This is a genomic window from Caulobacter sp. LjRoot300, assembly GCF_964253875.1.
Lineage (GTDB): Bacteria > Pseudomonadota > Alphaproteobacteria > Caulobacterales > Caulobacteraceae > Caulobacter.
On record NZ_CAXUSA020000002.1, the window covers coordinates 419,457 to 436,687 of the forward strand.

Annotated in this window: 17 protein-coding genes; 9 read left to right on the forward strand and 8 right to left on the reverse strand. The window is 69.4% G+C overall.

Annotated features, from left to right (window positions below; all coding sequences use genetic code 11):
- The first annotated feature begins 42 nt into the window (after positions 1 to 42).
- The 4 genes from ACSQ2G_RS07325 to ACSQ2G_RS07340 all read left to right on the forward strand — a co-directional run bounded on the left by ACSQ2G_RS07325 (position 43) and on the right by ACSQ2G_RS07340 (position 4,551).
- Positions 43 to 639, forward strand: a complete 597-nt coding sequence (locus ACSQ2G_RS07325) for an SCO family protein (RefSeq protein ID WP_436029567.1) — start codon at positions 43 to 45, stop codon at positions 637 to 639.
- Positions 640 to 794: 155 nt separating this feature from the next.
- Positions 795 to 2,048, forward strand: coding sequence for a polyhydroxyalkanoate depolymerase (locus ACSQ2G_RS07330; RefSeq protein WP_436029569.1), 1,254 nt, complete (start codon positions 795 to 797; stop codon positions 2,046 to 2,048).
- A 240-nt stretch (positions 2,049 to 2,288) separates the two neighbouring features.
- Positions 2,289 to 3,008 (forward strand): M48 family metallopeptidase, encoded by a 720-nt coding sequence (locus ACSQ2G_RS07335; RefSeq protein ID WP_436029570.1) that lies wholly within the window; start codon positions 2,289 to 2,291, stop codon positions 3,006 to 3,008.
- Positions 3,009 to 3,605: 597 nt separating this feature from the next.
- Positions 3,606 to 4,551 (forward strand): IS630 family transposase gene (locus ACSQ2G_RS07340; protein WP_436027530.1). Its coding sequence is split into 2 segments (ribosomal slippage): positions 3,606 to 3,947 and positions 3,949 to 4,551, totalling 945 coding nucleotides; the frame shifts between segments, so codons are not numbered across the junction.
- 374 nt (positions 4,552 to 4,925) lie between these two features.
- Here the strand turns inward: ACSQ2G_RS07340 and ACSQ2G_RS07345 are convergent.
- Positions 4,926 to 6,890 carry a transglycosylase domain-containing protein gene (locus ACSQ2G_RS07345; RefSeq protein WP_436029572.1) on the reverse strand — a complete coding sequence of 655 codons (1,965 nt, stop codon included), beginning with the start codon at positions 6,888 to 6,890 and terminating at the stop codon, positions 4,926 to 4,928.
- Positions 6,891 to 7,265: 375 nt separating this feature from the next.
- On the opposite strand from ACSQ2G_RS07345, the gene recQ reads away from it, so the two are divergent.
- Together recQ and ACSQ2G_RS07355 are read left to right on the forward strand one after the other, a co-directional pair.
- Positions 7,266 to 9,101 carry a DNA helicase RecQ gene (gene recQ, locus ACSQ2G_RS07350; protein ID WP_436030538.1) on the forward strand — a complete coding sequence of 612 codons (1,836 nt, stop codon included), beginning with the start codon at positions 7,266 to 7,268 and terminating at the stop codon, positions 9,099 to 9,101.
- Positions 9,102 to 9,174: 73 nt separating this feature from the next.
- Entirely contained in the window at positions 9,175 to 9,471 is a 297-nt protein-coding gene (locus tag ACSQ2G_RS07355; protein WP_436029574.1) for a hypothetical protein, read from the forward strand.
- Positions 9,472 to 9,476: 5 nt separating this feature from the next.
- Here the strand turns inward: ACSQ2G_RS07355 and mmcB are convergent, their stop codons facing one another.
- The 5 genes from mmcB to ACSQ2G_RS07380 form a co-directional block, all read right to left on the reverse strand.
- Positions 9,477 to 9,935 (reverse strand): DNA repair putative endonuclease MmcB, encoded by a 459-nt coding sequence (mmcB, locus tag ACSQ2G_RS07360; RefSeq protein ID WP_436029576.1) that lies wholly within the window; start codon positions 9,933 to 9,935, stop codon positions 9,477 to 9,479.
- Positions 9,936 to 9,974: 39 nt separating this feature from the next.
- Positions 9,975 to 10,241 (reverse strand): Txe/YoeB family addiction module toxin, encoded by a 267-nt coding sequence (locus tag ACSQ2G_RS07365; RefSeq protein ID WP_436029578.1) that lies wholly within the window; start codon positions 10,239 to 10,241, stop codon positions 9,975 to 9,977.
- Positions 10,238 to 10,492, reverse strand: coding sequence for a type II toxin-antitoxin system Phd/YefM family antitoxin (locus ACSQ2G_RS07370; RefSeq protein WP_436029580.1), 255 nt, complete (start codon positions 10,490 to 10,492; stop codon positions 10,238 to 10,240). The genes ACSQ2G_RS07365 and ACSQ2G_RS07370 overlap by 4 nt, the downstream gene beginning before the upstream one ends.
- Positions 10,493 to 10,645: 153 nt before the next feature.
- Positions 10,646 to 11,173, reverse strand: coding sequence for a lipocalin family protein (locus ACSQ2G_RS07375; RefSeq protein ID WP_436029582.1), 528 nt, complete (start codon positions 11,171 to 11,173; stop codon positions 10,646 to 10,648).
- An 87-nt stretch (positions 11,174 to 11,260) separates the two neighbouring features.
- Positions 11,261 to 12,385 (reverse strand): ferritin-like domain-containing protein, encoded by a 1,125-nt coding sequence (locus tag ACSQ2G_RS07380; RefSeq protein WP_436030540.1) that lies wholly within the window; start codon positions 12,383 to 12,385, stop codon positions 11,261 to 11,263.
- A 168-nt stretch (positions 12,386 to 12,553) separates the two neighbouring features.
- Here ACSQ2G_RS07380 and ACSQ2G_RS07385 point away from each other — a divergent pair, with 168 nt between their 5' ends.
- Both ACSQ2G_RS07385 and ACSQ2G_RS07390 read left to right on the forward strand, forming a co-directional pair.
- Complete coding sequence (locus ACSQ2G_RS07385) at positions 12,554 to 13,261, forward strand: NAD-dependent deacylase (protein WP_436029584.1); 708 nt, start codon at positions 12,554 to 12,556, stop codon at positions 13,259 to 13,261.
- 113 nt (positions 13,262 to 13,374) lie between these two features.
- Complete coding sequence (locus ACSQ2G_RS07390; protein WP_436029585.1) at positions 13,375 to 13,830, forward strand: VOC family protein; 456 nt, start codon at positions 13,375 to 13,377, stop codon at positions 13,828 to 13,830.
- Positions 13,831 to 13,845: 15 nt separating this feature from the next.
- Here ACSQ2G_RS07390 and ACSQ2G_RS07395 read toward each other — a convergent pair whose 3' ends face one another.
- Together ACSQ2G_RS07395 and ACSQ2G_RS07400 are read right to left on the reverse strand one after the other, a co-directional pair.
- Positions 13,846 to 14,268, reverse strand: a complete 423-nt coding sequence (locus ACSQ2G_RS07395; RefSeq protein ID WP_436029587.1) for an SWIM zinc finger family protein — start codon at positions 14,266 to 14,268, stop codon at positions 13,846 to 13,848.
- On the reverse strand, positions 14,265 to 14,678 hold the full coding sequence (locus ACSQ2G_RS07400; RefSeq protein WP_436029589.1) for a metallopeptidase family protein: 414 nt from the start codon (positions 14,676 to 14,678) through the stop codon (positions 14,265 to 14,267). The genes ACSQ2G_RS07395 and ACSQ2G_RS07400 overlap by 4 nt, the downstream gene beginning before the upstream one ends.
- 139 nt (positions 14,679 to 14,817) lie before the next feature.
- Here ACSQ2G_RS07400 and divL point away from each other — a divergent pair, with 139 nt between their 5' ends.
- A complete protein-coding gene (gene divL / locus ACSQ2G_RS07405) occupies positions 14,818 to 17,130 on the forward strand; it encodes a cell cycle protein kinase DivL (RefSeq protein WP_436029590.1) in 2,313 nt (770 codons plus the stop codon).
- Positions 17,131 to 17,231 lie beyond the last annotated feature (101 nt).

The window sequence follows — 17,231 nt, forward strand, 5'->3', positions numbered from 1 at the left end:
GCCAGAAATTCTCGTCTGGCGAGAGCGAAAGGTTCAAAGCCCATGCCACGCCATCGGTTGCTTGCGATTCTGGCGGGTCTGCTGGCCGTCCTGCTGGCCGGCGGGCTGATCCTCAGGACCGGGGTGCTGGACAAGGCCCCGCCCCCGTCCCTGGTGGGCGGACCGTTCCAGCTGGTCGACCAGAACGGCAGGCCGACCACCGAGGCGGCGCTGAAGGGCCAGTGGAACGCGGTGTTCTTCGGCTTCACCTACTGCCCGGACGTCTGCCCCGGCACCCTGCAGGCCCTGGCCGCGGCCAGCGACCAGCTGGGCCCCAAGGCCAAGGACCTGAAGATCGTCTTCATCTCGGTCGACCCCGGCCGCGACAAGCCCGAGCAGTTGAAGGCCTTCCTGTCGGGCCCCACCCTGCCCGGCAACATCCTGGGCCTGACCGGCACGCCCGAGCAGACGGCCGCCGCCGCCAAGGCCTACCGCGTCTACTACAAGGCCGTCGGCGATGGGCCAGACTACAGCGTCGACCACTCCACGGCGGTCTATCTGATGGATCCCAAGGGCCGGTTCGTCAAAGTCATCCCCTACAACCTGCCGCCCGACGAGATCGCCCGGCAGATCCGCGACGCCATGGCGGGGCGCGGCTAGAGCATCGCGCGGAAAAGTGGATGCCGGTTTTCCGCAAAGCGATGCGAAACAAAAATCTAGCGCGTTGCGTTCGCGCGACGCTGCACCGCTACCGGAAGGCTGTACTTTCTTAGGCTTCGGCGTGTTATGCTGCATCGCAACATATCGGATGCGCCATGCTGTACGCCCTGCACGAGGCCGGTTTCTACGCCTCAACGCCCCTGCGCCTCGCCGCCCGCGCGGCCCGTGACTTCTGGGGCTCGCCCCTGAACCCGGCGGCCGAGAGCGATCTTGGCCGCCGCATCCACGCCGGCGCGGACCTGGTCTCCAACGTCACCCGCCGCTACGGCAAGCCCGACTGGCGCATCGACACCGTCAAGGTCGGCCAGGTCGACGTGCGGGTGCGGCCGACCGTGGTCTGGGAAAGCCCCTGGGCGCGGCTGATCCAGTTCGACCGCGACATGTCCGACATGCGTCGGGCCGGCAAGTTCTCGCTGGACCCTGCCGTGCTGATCGTCGCGCCGCTGTCGGGTCACTACGCGACGCTGTTGCGCGGTACGGTCGAGGCCTTCCTGCCCGACCACGCGGTGTTCATCGTCGACTGGGTCAACGCCCGCGAGGTCTCGGTCCTGGAGGGCCGCTTCGACTTCCACGACTATATCGACCACATCCGCCAGATGCTGACCGCCCTGGGGCCGCGCCCCAACGTGGTGGCCGTCTGCCAGCCCGGCCCGCCGGTCCTGGCCGCCGCGGCCCTGATGGCCGAGGACGGCGATCCCTCGCGCCCCGCCAGCATGACCTTCATGGGCTCGCCGATCGACGCGCGCCTGTCGCCGACCGTGACCAACCAGCTGGCCGAGGAAAAGCCGTTCACCTGGTTCCAGTCGAACATGATCTACACCGTGCCCCCGCCCTATCCGGGCATGGGCCGGCGCGTCTATCCGGGCTTCGTCCAGCTGGCCAGCTTCATGAGCATGAACGCCGAGAAGCACCAGGAAGCCCATCGCCGCTACTTCAACGACCTGGTCAAGGGTGACGGCGACAGCGCCGACAAGCACCTGGAGTTCTACGACGAATACCTGTCGGTGCTGGACCTGACCGAGGAGTTCTACCTCCAGACCATCGACATCGTCTTCCAGCAGCACTTGCTGCCGAAGGGCGAGCTGAGCCATCGCGGCCGGCTGGTGCGGCCCGAGGCGATCACCGACATCGGCCTGATGACGGTCGAGGGCGAGAACGACGACATTTCGGGCGTCGGCCAGACCCAGGCGGCCCACGGCCTGTGCTCGTCCCTGCCCGACGCCCTGAAGAAGGACTACGTCCAGCCGGACGTCGGCCACTACGGGGTGTTCAACGGCCGCCGGTTCCGCGAGGAGATCTACCCGCGGGTCCGCGACTTCATCCTCAAGAGCGACCCGAACTTCGGCTAGCGAGGTCGAGCCTCTCCCTTCCGTTGTCATCCCGGAAGCCTCGCAGAGGCTGTCCGGGACCCAGGGGACTGGGCCGATGCGGTGCGGCCGTCCTGGGTCCCGGACAAGCGCTGCGCGCTTTCCGGGATGACAACCGCACGTGTGGCCGCAAACACCCCCACCGGCCTTCGGCCGCCTCCCCCACGGGGGAGGGACTTGCACAGCCTTGCGCGACGCAGCACGAGGAGCGATCTAGGGACCATGAATCTCTTCCGCCCGCAGCGCTACGCCGACGGCGACCGGCTGGACGTGCGCGGCTGCGCGGTGCGGCTGAAGGTCGACGGCCGGGCGCGGCGGATCTCGCTGCGGGTCGACCGGGCCAAGTCCGAGGTGGTGGCCCTGGCCCCCACCCCACGCCGGCTGTCCGAGGCCGTGGCCTTCGCCCACGAGAAGGCCGACTGGATCGCCGGCCAGCTGGCCGCCCTGCCCAACCGCCAGGTCATCGCCCCCGGCGGGATCCTGCGGCTGCTGGGCAAGCCCTATCGGCTGGAGGTCGGCCCGGGCCGGCCCAAGATGACGGACGAGGCGCTGGTCGCCCCCGACGACAGCACCTGGTCGCTGCGTATCCTGCGCCTGGCCAAGCGCGAGGCCCTGGTCCGGCTGACCGAGCGCACCGCCCATCATGCCGCCGCCCTGGGCCGCCCCCTGCCCTCGGTGGCCATCGCCGACCCCAAGGCCCGCTGGGGCTCGTGCCGCCCGGCCCGGCCCGGCCACCCGGCGGCGATCCGCTACAGCTGGCGGCTGGTGCTGGCCCCGTTCGAGGTGGCCGACTATGTCGTCGCCCACGAGTGCGCCCACCTGGTCGAGGCCAACCACGGCCCACGCTTCTGGGCGCTGTGCGAACAGCTGTCGGGCGATCCCGCGCCCCACCGCCGCTGGCTGCGGGCGCATGCGGCGGAGCTGCACGCGATCTCGGCGTAGAGGACCGGGGACGCGCACGCACGGCAAGGCGTCGGCCGGCGCGCAGGGCGCTGACTGTGCGTGCGTGTCCCCAACGGAGCCGCTGAGTCCGGCGCTGAAGTCTCGTGACGCCGTGGATGGCGTTGGGGACATGCACTCACCCAGAGGCCGTGAATCGATCCGCGAGGCCTTGCCGTGAGAGCACGTCCCCGGCTTGCGCTCGGCGTTCAGCTAATAAACTCCCGGGATTCCAATGCCCTGAACTTTCTCGACCCAAGTTGATCCCCACCCTCCCAGACCGCCCTTATCCTGTCCTCACCTCGTCGCATGGAAAGGGCGCATGGCCAGCGACCGATGCGGCGGCGGGGGGCGATCGAGCGGGAAGCTCCGTCGGCGGTCCTTTGGGACCAAACCTCGCGTCTCCAGGGCCGGCCGGGCATGGAACACTAAAACGGCGTGGCGCGAGGGCTGGCGGAGCAACAGGCGGGCGGTGACGCGCTCGCGGTCCGGGACCGGGGTTCGTTGACCTAGAGCGGGTTGAGGTTTAGCTGAATCGCGGGATTCCCAAATCAGCTAGGGTCTGATTCAAGATGCTGGCTGGGAAGGAGGCCAGCATGGATGGGCAAGCCCTGTTCGTTGGATCTTCGTGAGCGCGTGGTGGCGGCGGTTGAGAGCGGCGGCCTGTCGCGCCAACAGGCCGCGGCGCGGTTTGGCGTGGCGCCCAGTTCGGCGATCAAGTGGGTGGCGCGGTTCCGGGCGACCGGGAGCGTCGCGCCGGCCAAGATGGGCGGCTACAAGCCAAGGACGCTGCGTGGCGAGCATGCCGACTGGCTGGTCGCCCGCTGCCGGGAGAAGGACTTCACCATCAGCCAGTTGGTGGAGGAGCTGCAGCGGGTGCGGGGCCTGAAGGTGGACCGGCGTTCGGTCTGGGAGTTCCTGCACGCCCAAGGCCTCAGCTTCAAAAAAAAGCCTGTTGGCCAAGGAGCAGGATCGGCCTGACGTGGCTCGCCGACGTGAGCAATGGCGCAAGTATCAGGGGCGCATCGACGCTGATCGCCTGGTGTTTATCGACGAGACCTGGGCCAAGACCAACATGGCGCCCCTGCGCGGTTGGAGCCCTCGTGGCGCCCGACTCAAGGCCAAGGCCCCGTTCGGCCGATGGAAGACCCTGACCTTCATCGCCGCCCTCAGGCGCGACCGGATCGATGCGCCCTGCCTGCTCGATGGCCCGATCAACGGCCAGATCTTCCTGGCCTGGGTGCGGACCTTCCTGGTCCCCACCCTTCAAGCCGGCGACGTCGTGGTTATGGACAATCTGGGCAGCCATCGCGGCAAGATGGTCCGCCAGGCCATCCGCCAAGCCGGGGCCAGGCTCCTCTTCCTGCCCAAATACTCCCCCGACCTGAACCCCATCGAGCAGGTCTTCTCCAAGCTCAAGCACCTCCTGCGAAAGGCTCAGGCCCGCTCACACAATGGCCTGCTCAAGGCCACCGGCATGCTCCTCAACGCCTTCCCTCCAGAAGAATGCGCCAACTATCTCAGAAACTCAGGCTATGCCGCCTAATCTCAACACGCTCTAGCCCGCCCGTCGGAGGCTTCAAGGCGGCGAGGTCCTAACAGGGCTCAGCGCCGCGGGCTTCCGGATAACGACCGCGCGGAGCGATCGGGCTTCGTCGAAACGGTTACTACTCAAACACTCCGGACGTCGTCCGGCGCTCCGCGTCCCTTTCCATCAGCTCAGCGGTGATCCGCGTGAGGACGAGAGATCGTGCATCCAAGATCCTCCCCCTGTGGGGGAGGTGTCGCCCAAGGGGCGACGGAGGGGGGAGTGATCGGCCGATGACAACAACCCGGATCTTCGACCCCAAAACTCCCCCCACCGATCGCTGCGCGATCGCCTCCCCCACAGGGGGAGGGGCGCGGTCAGGAGGATCGATGTCAGTAGGGCAGCTGCTCCGGCGCCGGCGTGCCCGGCGCGGGGGTCTCGGCGGCGGGCCCCTGCGCGCCGCTCGGATCCACCAGGATGTCGCCGATCGGGTCGGCCGTGACCGGGGGCGGAGGCTCGATCACGCCGCCGGGGATCGGGGTGGCCTTCAGGCGCGGCAGGGTCGCGGCCATGAAGTTGTGCCAGATCTCGGCCGGGGCGCCGCCGCCGGTGACCCGTTTCATCGAGGTGTTGTCGTCCTTGCCGGTCCACACCGCGGTGACGAAGCCGCCGGTGTAGCCGACGAACCAGGCGTCACGGTAGTCGCTGGTGGTGCCGGTCTTGCCGGCGATGTCGTAGCCCTCGACCTTGGCCCGGGTCCCGGTGCCGCCGGCCACGACCTGGCGCATCATCTGGTTCATGTACTGCAGCGACGGCGAAGCGATCACCGCCGGGCGCGGCGGCTTGTCGACGCTGTGGTCGTACAGGACCTTGCCGCTGGTGGTGCGGATGCGCTCGACGCCGTAGCCCTTGGCCAGGAAGCCGCCGTTCGAGAATGGGGCGTAGGCCTGGGCCATCTCCATCGGCGAGACCTCGACCGCGCCCAGGGCCATCGACGGGTCCAGCTGGATCTTGCTGGTGATGCCCAGGCGGCGGGCGGTGGCGGCGACGTTGCTGGTGCCGACCTCGCTGGCCAGGCGAGCGGCGACCGTGTTGATCGACTGGGCGAGAGCCGTCTGCAGGGTCATGGGGCCCAGGTACTTGTTGGTGTAGTTCTTCGGCTCCCAGTTGCCGATCTTCACCGGCTCGTCGACCACCATGACGCTGGGATTGCGGCCCTGGTCCATGGCGGTCAGGTAGACGAACGGCTTGAAGGCCGAGCCGGCCTGGCGGCGGGCGCTGGTGGCGCGGTCGAACTGGCTTTCGCTGTAGTCGGCGCCGCCGACATAGGCGCGGATGCGGCCCTCGCCGTCGATGGCCACCAGGGCCGCCTGCTGCACGCCCTGGCCCTTGTGGCCCTCGACGCCGGTCTGCACCGAGCGCTCGGCGGCCACCTGGATCGGCAGGTCCAGGGTGGTCTCGACCACCAGGTCCTCGGTGGGCTCGCCGACCAGCGAGCGCACCTGGGCGTCGACATAGTCGGTGAAGTACTGGGCGCGCTGGTTGGCCAGGGTGGCCGAGACCCGCACCGGCTCCTGGAAGGCCTCGTCGCGCTGCTGGGCGGTGATGGCCTTCATCCGCACCATCTCGTCGAGCACGACGGTGGCGCGGCGGGCGGCGCGGTCGCTGGCCGAGACCGGCGAATAGCGAGCCGGGGCCTTCATCAGCCCGGCCAGCAGGGCCGCTTCGCCGACCGTCAGCTGCGAGGCGGGCTTGTTGAAATAGCGCTGCGAGGCGGCCTCGATCCCATAGGCCCCGGCCCCGAAATAGACCCGGTTCATGTAGAGGGCCAGAATCTGCTTCTTGCTGAACTTCAGCTCCAGCCAGACGGCCAGGATCAGCTCCTGGGCCTTGCGGCGGTAGTTCTGAGCCGGGCTGAGGAACAGGTTCTTGGCCAGCTGCTGGGTGATGGTCGAGCCCCCGCGCTGGGGACCGCCCTCGTGGCTCAGGTTCCAGATCAGCGAGCGGGCGATGCCCCAGGGGTTGAAGCCGATATGGTGGTAGAACTGGCGGTCCTCGATGGCCACGAAGGCCGCCGGCACATATTCGGGCAGGGCGTCCAGGTCGACCGGCGGGGCGTACTGGCTGCCGCGCACGGCCAGAAGGGCCCCCGAGCGGTCCAGATAGTTGATCGAGGGCTGGCGCTTGACGTCGTACAGCTTGGAGGTGTCGGGCAGGTCGCTGGCGAACACCGCGAAGAAGGCGACGACGAAGATCAGGCCCCAGACGCCGAGCACGACGGTCCAGTAGAGCAACGCCTGCAGGGGCGTGCGTTGCGGCTTCGCCGGCTTGTTCCCGCCGAAGGTACCGTTGGCCATGTCGTCCTTAATCCCGCGAAGGCGCGACCCTTCCGGGGCCGGGCCGCAATCCGTTTAGCCGAAGCGCACAAGACGCGCGACAAGATTGACGAGGAATGAACGCCGCCCGCCGCCCCCTTCGCCCCAGCCTCGCGCCGCCGCTTGCGCCTCGCGCGTGTTCATGGTTCGTTTCGACTTCCGATCGCACCGCGAACACGCTGATGAGCCGCCTTGCAGACCCGATGAGGCCCCCGATAAGGCCCCCCATGGGACCTATGTCCGCTTTCAAACCGATTTTGAGGGCCGGATCGTGGCGCCGCGCTTGGCCTGGCCCCCGCGCGCTGTCAAAAGACGCCCGTGTACGATCATCCTGATTCCGCCTACGCGCCCCGTGACCTGGGGCCGCCCGCCTCGCTCGACGCGGCGCGCGAGGTGCTGCGCCGCACCTTCGGCCATTCGGACTTCCGGGGCCTGCAGGCCGGGGTGATCGGCGAGCTGCTGGCCGGGCGCAGCGCCCTGGCCGTGCTGCCCACCGGCGGCGGCAAGAGCCTGTGCTACCAGATCCCCGCCCTGGTCCGCCCGGGCCTGGGCCTGGTGGTCTCGCCGCTGATCGCCCTGATGGCCGACCAGGTGGCCGGCCTGCAGCAGGCGGGGGTGGCGGCCGAGCGGCTGGACAGCAACACCCTGCCGGGCGAGCGGGCCGAGATCTGGCGGCGGATCGACGCCGGGGCGCTGGACCTGCTCTACCTGTCGCCCGAAGGCCTGATGCAGCCGTCGATGCTGGAGCGGCTGTCGCGCCTGCCCCTGTCGCTGGTCGCGGTCGACGAGGCCCACTGCGTCAGCCAGTGGGGCCACGACTTCCGGCCCGAATACCGGATGCTGGGGCGGCTGGCCGAGGTGTTCCCCCACGCCCCGCGCCTGGCGGTCACCGCCACCGCCGACGCCCGCACCCGCGACGACATCCGCGCCGAACTGCGCCTTTCGGGCGCGGCCGAGTTCGTCGACAGTTTCGCCCGCCACGAACTGGCCCTGAACGCCGAGCGCAAGAAGGGCAAGGGCCACGACCGGGTCATCGAACTGGTCACCGAGCGGCCGAACCGGGCCGGGGTGGTCTATGCCGGCAGCCGCGACTCCACCGAGAAGCTGGCCGAGAAGCTGATCGCCGAGGGCATTCCGGCCCTGGCCTACCATGCCGGCCTCGACAAGGCCGTGCGCGCCCGGCGGCTGGAGGAGTTCCTGGAGGCCGACGAGGCGGTGATGGTGGCGACCATCGCCTTCGGCATGGGGGTCGACAAGCCCGACGTCCGCTTCGTGATCCACGCCGACCCGCCGGCGGCCATCGAGGCCTACTGGCAGGAGATCGGCCGGGCGGGCCGCGACCGCCAGCCGGCCGAGGGCATCACCCTCTACAGCTCGGCCGACCTGGCCTGGGCCGTGCGCCGGATCGAGGCCCAGAGCGCGCCCGACGAGGTCAAGGCGGTGCAGCTGCGCAAGCTGCGCCAGTTCTACGCCATGCTGGAGGGCGTCACCTGCCGCGCCGCCGCCGTCCGCCGCTATTTCGGCGAGGAGGGGGTCGAGCGCTGCGGGGTCTGCGACATTTGCCTTTCGCCGCCGACCGGCGTCGACGCCACGCAAGCCGCCCAGAAGGCGCTGTCGGCCGCCCACCGGATGGGCGGTCGGTTCGGGCGCGGCCGCCTGGTCGACCACCTGCTGGGCAAGACCAAGGACGTCACCCCGGCCGAGGCGACCATGTCGACCTTCGGCATCGGCAAGGAGTTCAGCCCGCAAGGCTGGCGCGACCTGATCGACACCCTGGTGTTCGAGGGCCTGCTGCGCGAGGACCCCAACGACGGCCGGCCGCTGATCGGCCTGGGCGACGGCGAGGGCGTGCGCCAGGTCTATCGCGGCGAGCGGCTGGTCTCGGTGCGCCAGCAGGCGGCGACCACCGACAGTCCGGGTCGATCAGGCGCCGGCAAGACGGCCCGCAAGCGCCAGGCCCTGACCGTGCCGCTGGAGGACCAGGCGCTGTTCGAAGCCCTGCGAAGCTGGCGGCGCGAGGAGGCGGCCCTGCAGCACGTGCCGCCCTATGTGATCTTCCACGACGCCACCCTGGCCGAGATCGCCGCCGCCCGCCCGGCCACGGCCGCCGCCCTGGCCAAGGCCGGCGGCGTCGGCCAGGGCAAGCTTGACCGCTACGGCGAGGCGGTGCTGAAGGTGGTGCGCGACAACTAAGTGGCGCCGGCGAGGGAAACGTTTCGCCGCGCGACGTGTTAGGCTGTTGGCGCCTCACTCCACGGGATTTCGCATGACCGACTTCACGATCAAGACCCCGGCCCCCAAGGCCTCCGCCAAGACGAAAGCCCAGGCCGGCGTCAAGCGCGCCAAGGTCGCCGTCGAAAAGGCCGTCGAGACCGTGGCCGAAAAGACCGAGGTCGCCCGCGCCTACGCCGCCGAGAAGGCCGACATCGGCAAGACCTGGACCGCCGAAAAGGCTCAGGTCGCCCACCAGCAGGCCGAGGAGCATCCCGTCGCCCTGGCGGTCGGGACCTTCGTGGCCGGCCTGGTGTTCGGCTTCCTGCTGGCCCGCAACTTCGACCGCTAGATCGATTAGAGCGAGAGCCGCTCGGCGGTGACGCCGGCGGCGCGCAGGGCGGCCATCCGGGCGAAGGCCAGGGTCAGCGCCTTGCGCCGCGCCGGGGCCAGCGGCGCGACCGGCGCCTCGCGCACCACCGCCCCGCCGAAGCCGTCGGCGACGATCAGGCCCGGCTCCTCGGGCAGGATCCCCTCGGGAAAATCCGGCGACACCGCGAAATAGAAGGCGTCGCAATAGGGGGCGTATTCGGGCCACTTGCGGTCGACACGGAAGTCCTCCAGCCCCGACTTGACCTCGACGATCAGCACGTCGCCCTTGGGCCCCAGGGCCATCAGGTCGGCGCGGCGGCCGTTGGGCAGGGTGACCTCGGCCAGGGGCGCGTAGCCCAGCGACACCAGGAACCGCCCGGCCCCGCGGGTCACCAGGTCGGTGGTCTCGGGCCGCGAGGGCCGAAGATCGACGACGACGTCCATGCCGGAACCTTGTTCCAGCTTTGTTCGGGGATCAAGGGGTCAGTAGTGGTAGCGGCATTGCGCCACTTCCAGCCGCTGGTCGTCGCCCGAGCCGGCGAGGCGATAGACCAGTCGGTCCTCCAGCGTGACGCGTCGCGACCACCAGCCCTTCAGGTCGCCCTTCAGGGGCTCCGGCTTGCCCGTGCCCTTGAACGGCGTGCGCTGGCATTCCTTGATCAGGGCGTTCACCCGATCCAGCGTCGTCTGATCGGTGGCCTGCCAGTGCAGATAGTCTTCCCAGGCCTGGTCGGAGAAGACCAGCTTCACGGCTCGATCAGAGTCCGCTCCGAGCCTTGCCCGGCGTCCAGCTGCGCGATCGACTGCCGCAGGCGCTCGGCGTTGGCCGGCGACGACAGGAGGTGCAGGGTCTCCTCCATCGCATGCCAGTCCGACAGCGAGACCATCACGACGGACTCGGCCTTCTGGCGCGTCACCACGACCGGCGCGCGGTCCTCGACCACCCGGTCCATGACTTCCTTGAGATTGGCCCGGGTGTCGGAATAGCTGATCACGTCCACGGCGGTCCTCCATGATCGAGGCCGCTAATGTGGTACAATATTCTGTACAGATCAAGGCGCCTGCTTCGTCACCGGCGGCGTCGATGCATCAAGCCCTGGCCTGGTTGTGCAGAACGGCCAGGGCGGCGGCAGGCCGGCAAGCGACGGATACGGTCAGGCCGGCGGCTGCTGCGGATGTTCCAGCTTGGCGTAGCCCAGGGCCTTGACCCGCGCCAAGGCCGCGGCCTTGGCGGCCGGGTCCATCACCGGCTTGCGCGACAGCAGCCAGACGAAATTGCCGCCCGGCGTGGCCATGATCGCCCAGGACTGGTCGTCGGCCCGGTCGAGCACCCAGTATTCCTGCTTCTTCAGGCCGCCCAGGAAGCTCATCTTGAACTTGGCGTTCTGGGTTCCCGAAACGATCTGGCCGGTGGTGTCGAACACCTTTTCCGCGCCCGAGGCCGAACCCTTGCGGCAGATCTGGTGCACGAAGAAGCCGTTGGCGCCCTTGCCGGTGAATTCGGTGGTCGGCGCCTGGCAGTCGCGCTGGCCCGAATTGGGCGTGCGGGCGATCTCGTACCACTTGCCGGTATAGAAGCTGGCGGCCACCGGCTTGGACGGCTGCTGAGCCGCCGCCCAGGCCGCGACCGGGGGCTGGGTCGCGAGCAGGGTCGCGGCGATCAGGATCGTAAGTCTGCGCATGACGCCCATCTTGCCCCAAAGGACGCCAGAAACGCAAAGCGCCCCGCCAAGGTTCCGGCGAGGCGCTGGCGCTCGTGCGGCGGCGGCCTATTCGGCGGCGATGGTCGCGGGCGCGGCGCGATCCCTGAAGTTGATGGCCTGCAGGTGGCGGATGCCCTCCTCGGCGATGTCGTCGCCGACCATCCGCTCGCCCTCGCCCTTCAGCTCGTCCAGGTCGACGTACATGGCGTAGAAGGCCTTGGTGCGCTCGGTGATGATGCCGGCGTTGAGCAGCGTCTTGACCAGCACCCGGAAGATGTTGGTCTGCTCCTTCATGTTCTCCCGACGCAGGTCGTCGGTCATGATCTTCCCGTACTCCTCGACCACCTTGTCGGGATCCAGGCCGAACTCGGCGTAGAGATCCAGCTGCTGGTGCGGCGAGACCAGGTTGAACAGCAGGGTCTGGAAGCAGTGGGCCGCCCAGTCCTCGATGATCGCGTGCTCCTCGGCGGTCAGCTTGGGCACCGTGCGGTCGGCCCAGATCTTCCCGAACTTGTGGTGGAAGGCCTCGTCGGTCATCACCAGCTGCAGCATCTTCTTGCCCAGCGGGTCGTTGATCTGGGTGTAGAAAGTGGCGAAGGCGCCCATGGCCAGGCCCTCGACCAGCATCTGCATGCCGATGATCTTCTTGTAGACCTCGGGCGCGCCGATGATCTCGACCAGCAGGGTCTGCAAGGCCGGGCCACAGGCGACCGGCTTGCCCCAGCGGGCCTTGATGTACTTGGCGAAGGCCGTGACGTGGCGGGCTTCCTCGCGGGTCTGGTTGGCGGCGTATTCCTGGGCGCCCTGGTCCTTGAGCACGTGGCACAGGCTGGCCGACAGGTTCAGCGCGCCCTGCTCGCCGTGCAGGATCGACGAGAAGCTGCGCAGCACCGACTGGTTGATGAAGCGGATGCGCTGCTTGGGGTCGCTGAGGTGGTTGGAGACGTAGTCGGTCGACAGCGCGATCACCAAGTCCTCGGGAACCAGCGCCTGATTCTCCATGTCGAATGGCTCGTCATAGTCGATATAGGCCTTGTCCAGCGGGTCCCAGAAGTGGTCGTGGGTCGCCGAAATGATCTTGTCGAACGCCGTGGAGCGGTTGTTGTAGCGGTCCAGTTCGAGCATCGACTCGAAGTCGTCCGGCGCCACCGCGTCATACATGGCGTCCTTGGTGATGTTCTTGTCCGTCACGCTTGTCATCCTGGGGGGCTCCTCGCCTGAAGGGGCTGGCCAGGCTCCGTCTAACGCGGGTCTCTGGCCTATCTAAACACTGTCAACTCAAAGGGCAGGCGGGGTCAAATTAAAAATGACGACTGCGTCAGGTTTGGAGAACGTCCGGATTATGCTGAGAAACGCGCCGTGGGCCTGAACATCTTCATCCTGACCGGCGCCGGGATCTCGGCCGAGAGCGGCCTGGGCACGTTCCGCGACGCCAGCGGGATCTGGACCCAGTACGACCTGGCGGAAGTCGCCACGCCCGAGGGTTTCGCCCGCGACCCGGCCAAGGTCCGGGCCTTCTATAACGCGCGCCGGGCCAACCTGGCGGACGCGACGCCCAACGCCGCGCACCTGGCCCTGGCCCGGCTCCAGAAGGGCCTGGCCGCGCGGAGCGGACGCCTGTTCCTATGCACCCAGAACGTCGATGACCTGCACGAGCAGGGCGGCTGCGCCGACGTGGTCCACATGCACGGCCAGCTGGGGGTCACCCGCTGCCACGCCTGCGGGACGACTTGGCCGGACGCCGCGCCGCTGAGCGGCGAAACCGCCTGCGCCCGCTGCGGCGAAACCGGAACGGCGCGGCCGCACGTGGTCTGGTTCGGCGAAGTCCCGCTGTTCATGGACGCGATCGACGACGCCCTGGAGGACAGCGACCTGTTCGTCGCGATCGGCACGTCTGGCGCGGTCTATCCGGCCGCCGGCTTCGTGGCCCGAGCCCAGCGCCTGGGGATCCGGACCTGCGAGTTGAACCTGGAGCCCTCCGACAACGCGCGGGCCTTCGACGAGCGCCGCTACGGCCCGGCGACGGAGATCGTGCCGACCTGGGTGGACGAAGTGCTGGGCGGATAGGGGAGTCAGCCGCCGTCCCTCCACCGCTTGCGCCCGCCCGCGATCGCCGACGTTGGACGCGCCGCGCGTCGAACGATAGGTTGAGCCCAGACCTGCACCGGAGGCGACGAAGGATGGCGATTCACCACGGAAGCCTTGGCTGGCTGGCCCTGGCGCTGGGGCTTGGCCTCGCCACGACGGTCCATGCCGAGCCGAGCGGGCGCATCACTGGCGTCGGGGGCATTTTCGTGAAGAGCAAGGACCCCAAGGCCCTGGCTGGCTGGTATCGGGACGTGCTGGGCGTTCCGCTCGAACCCTGGGGCGGAGCGACGCTCAGCTACGACGCGCCCGGACACCCGCCGGCCGTGACCTGGAAGGCCTTTCCGAGCACCACCGGCTACATGGGCCCCTCGACGCGCGAGTTCATGATCAACTTCGCCGTCGATGACCTGGATAGCTATCTCGCCCGGCTGAAGGAGAAGGGTGTGACCATTCTCAAGCGCGACGACGCCGGTCCCACCGGAAAATTCGCCTGGATCCTCGATCCCGACGGCACCAAGATCGAGCTCTGGGAACCCAAGCCCGAGTGAAGGGCCGACGTCGCCCTACCCTTCCAGCCCCGCCAGCACCTTGGGGTCCTTCTTGGCCAGTTCGACGATCCGCTCGATCAGGGCGTCGCGGCTCTCCAGCGCCAGGCCGTCGCGCAGGCGGGCCAGGCGGTCGCGGACATAACCCCGGCCGGTCGCGTCCAGCAGGTTGGCCGCCGCCACCACCGCCGCCTGGTGCTTGCAGGCCCCGAACTTGTCGAAGCCGGGACAGGTGCAGACGCCCTCGCCGGCCGGCGCGCGCAGGGTGACGACATAGAGGTCGCCGGCGCTGCCGGTGACGTGGCCGGTGACGACGTCGTCCTCGATCGCCACTAGGTCGACGGCCCCGGCCTCGGCCATGGCCGCGCCGCTCTCGAACCAGCGCTCGTCCATGCGGCCGCGCCAGGCATCGGCGTCGAACAGGCGGTCGGCGTGGCTCATGCGTCGTCCTCGATGCGGTGGATGTCGTCGTCGGACAGGCCGAAATGGTGGCCGATCTCATGGACCAGCACGTGGGTGATCAGCTCGCCCAGGGTGACGTCGCCGCGCTCGCACCATTCGTCCAGGATCGGTCGGCGGTACAGGAACACCATCGACGGCTGCGGCGAGGGGTCCAGGATCGAGCGGCGGCCAAGGTCCACGCCCTGATAGAGGCCGGTCAGCTCGAACGGATCCTCGATGCCCAGCTCGTCCAGCACCTCGTCGGCGGCGAAGTCGTCGATCCGGAACACCACGTCGCCGGTCTGGCGGCGGAAGTCGGCGGGCAGGTCGTCGAAGGCCTTGCGCGCCAGGGCGGCGAAGTCGTCCAGCGACGGGGCCAGCGCCGAGGCGGGTCGGTCGATCCAGGTCATGGTCGCTACATAGGCCGGAGGAGACGCGCCGGAAAGGCGCCGTGACGGCGCAGCTCATCGCGCTCTGGCCACGCGCGGCCTAATCTGTGAATCTGATTCGCTAACCACGTCCGCAGCCCGGGGGCCGACGACAAGCCTGATGACTTCGTCCGACTTGATCCTGGCCGCGACGGCCGGCGCGGTCTGCCTCGCGCTCTGCGCCACCTTGTGGGCGATGTCGCAGCGACGGCGGTTCGAGGACCATCTCGTCCGGCTGAAGGCCCGCGCCGCCACGCTGGAGACGCGGCTGATGGACAGCCAGGGCGCGGCCGAGGCCTTCGAGACCGCCGTGGTCGTCCTCCACGACGACGGCGTCGACCTGGTCTCCGGCCAGGACGCCCTGGCCGTCTGCGCCGGGATCCTCGACGTCCTCGCCGACGCCCAGGCCGTGGTCGTGGCCCTGACCGAGGCCGATCCGTCCCACGCCCACAAGCTGAAGGCCCTGTTCGAGCAGGGCGAGACCTGCGCCTTCGAGACGCGCGGCGCGCGCGGCGGCGTGCTGGTCGAGGGCCGGGCCGCCGGGACCCGAGCCTGGCTGCGCCTGGCCGCGGCCGCCGCCGACGAGACCGGCCTGCCCGACGCCCAACGCTTCGCCGCCTTCATGGACGGCCTGGTCGAGCCGGCCTGGATCTCGGGCGCCGACGGCGCGCCGGTCTGGGGCAACGCGGCCTATCTGCGCGTGGTCGGGGTCGAGACCGCCGCCGACGCGGCGCGCGACAACAAGTCGCTCGACCGGGCCGCCGACGCCCTGGCGATCGAGGCGGCCAAGGCCGGCGAACTGCGCGAGTTGGTGCGCTGGGTGCCGCTGGACGGCCGCCGCCGCGCCCTGCGCTTCTCGGCTCAGCCGCTGGACGGCGGCGGGGTGGGGGTGTTCAGCAGCGACGTCACCGAAGTCGAGGACATGCGCGACGCGCTGAAGAAGCACGTGGCCGCCCACGACGAGACCCTGAACCACATCGCCGACGGGGTGGCGATCTTCAGCGCCGGCCGGCGCCTGGCCTTCCACAACACCGCCTTCGCCGAGCTGTGGGGCCTGGAGCCGGCCTGGCTGGCCGAGCGCCCGACCCACGGCGAGGTGTTGGACCGCCTGCGCCAGCGCCGCCGCCTGCCCGAGACGGTCGACTATGCGAAATGGAAGGCCGCCGAGCTGGCGCGCTACGAGGACCTGGGCCCCCAGGCCGACGAGATGTGGGACCTGCCCGACGGCCGCACCCTGCGCGTCGTGCGCCAGCCCCACCCGCTGGGCGGAATGCTCCTGCTCTATTCCGACATCACCGGCGAGCTGCGGCTGAAAGCCCAGTACAACGCCCTGATCCAGGTGCAGCAGGCCACGCTGGACAAGCTGAACGATGCGGTGGCGGTGTTCGGCTCGGACGGCCGCCTGCGGCTGCACAACGAGGCCTTCGAGACCTTCTGGAACGTCTCGGCCCAGGCCCTGGAGGCGGCGGTCGACTTCGAGGGCGTGGTCGAGCTGTGCGTGCCGCGCCTGCACGATCTCAGCTTCTGGCGCGAGCTGAAGGGCCGGGTCGCCGATCCCGATCCGCAGATGCGCGCCCCGACCTCGGGCGAGACCCGCACCTCCGACAACCGCATCGTCGTCTACCAGAGCCGGCCACTGCCGGACGGCGCGACCCTGATCGCCTTCGCCGACGTCACCGACACCCGCGCCCTGCAGAACGCCCTGGACGACCGCTCGGCGGCCCTGACCGAGGCCGAGCGGCTCAAGCGCGACTTCGTCGGCAACGTCTCCTACGAACTGCGCACCCCGCTGACGACGATCATCGGCTATTCGGAGCTGCTGGAGCGGGCCGACGGCCTGTCGGAGCGCAGCCGCGGGCACGTGGCCTCGGTGCGCGCCGCCGCCACCCAGCTGGCCCGCTCGATCGACGACGTGCTGGACATGGCCCAGATCGACGCCGGCGAGATGGCGCTGGAGATCGAGGACATCCGCGTGGCCGGCCTGCTGACCGACGCCCAGGAACGGTCGCTGAAGGTCGCCCAGTTGGGCGGGGTGACGCTGTCGGTGGAATGCGACAAGGACGTCGGCCTGATCCGCGGCGACCACAAGCGCCTGTCGCAGATCCTGGACCACCTGATCGAGAACGCCCTGCGCCAGACGCCGCCGGACGGGGTGGTCACCCTGTCGGCCCGCCGGGCCCTGGGCGAGGTGCGGCTGGACGTCTCGGACACCGGCCGGGGCGTGCCGTTCCACGTCCAGGCCCACATCTTCGACCGTTTCGTGGGACGGGATCGCGGCGGCCCGGGCCTGGGCCTGGCCCTGGTCAAGGCGCTGGTCGAGCTGCACGGCGGCTGGGTGGCGCTGGAAAGCGAACCGGGCGCGGGCTCGACCTTCACCTGCCACCTGCCCGAGACCCAGCAGCCGGGGGCGGCGCAGCCGGAGTTCGGGTTTTAGAAAGTCCTCCCCCTGTGGGGGAGGTGTCGGCGAAGCCGACGGTGGGGGGAGTGATCGGAAGGCGACCGCACCTGGATCAACGATCCTAAAACTCCCCCCAC

Coding starts and splice junctions, on each gene's coding strand:
- ACSQ2G_RS07375 (WP_436029582.1), bottom strand. CDS start 11,173: ATGCGCAGACTTACGATCCTGATCGCCGCGACCCTGCTCGCGACCCAG.
- mmcB (WP_436029576.1), bottom strand. CDS start 9,935: ATGGACGTCGTCGTCGATCTTCGGCCCTCGCGGCCCGAGACCACCGAC.
- ACSQ2G_RS07345 (WP_436029572.1), bottom strand. CDS start 6,890: ATGGCCAACGGTACCTTCGGCGGGAACAAGCCGGCGAAGCCGCAACGC.
- divL (WP_436029590.1), top strand. CDS start 14,818: ATGACTTCGTCCGACTTGATCCTGGCCGCGACGGCCGGCGCGGTCTGC.
- ACSQ2G_RS07330 (WP_436029569.1), top strand. CDS start 795: ATGCTGTACGCCCTGCACGAGGCCGGTTTCTACGCCTCAACGCCCCTG.
- ACSQ2G_RS07390 (WP_436029585.1), top strand. CDS start 13,375: ATGGCGATTCACCACGGAAGCCTTGGCTGGCTGGCCCTGGCGCTGGGG.
- ACSQ2G_RS07395 (WP_436029587.1), bottom strand. CDS start 14,268: ATGAGCCACGCCGACCGCCTGTTCGACGCCGATGCCTGGCGCGGCCGC.
- ACSQ2G_RS07325 (WP_436029567.1), top strand. CDS start 43: ATGCCACGCCATCGGTTGCTTGCGATTCTGGCGGGTCTGCTGGCCGTC.
- ACSQ2G_RS07355 (WP_436029574.1), top strand. CDS start 9,175: ATGACCGACTTCACGATCAAGACCCCGGCCCCCAAGGCCTCCGCCAAG.
- ACSQ2G_RS07400 (WP_436029589.1), bottom strand. CDS start 14,678: ATGACCTGGATCGACCGACCCGCCTCGGCGCTGGCCCCGTCGCTGGAC.
- ACSQ2G_RS07335 (WP_436029570.1), top strand. CDS start 2,289: ATGAATCTCTTCCGCCCGCAGCGCTACGCCGACGGCGACCGGCTGGAC.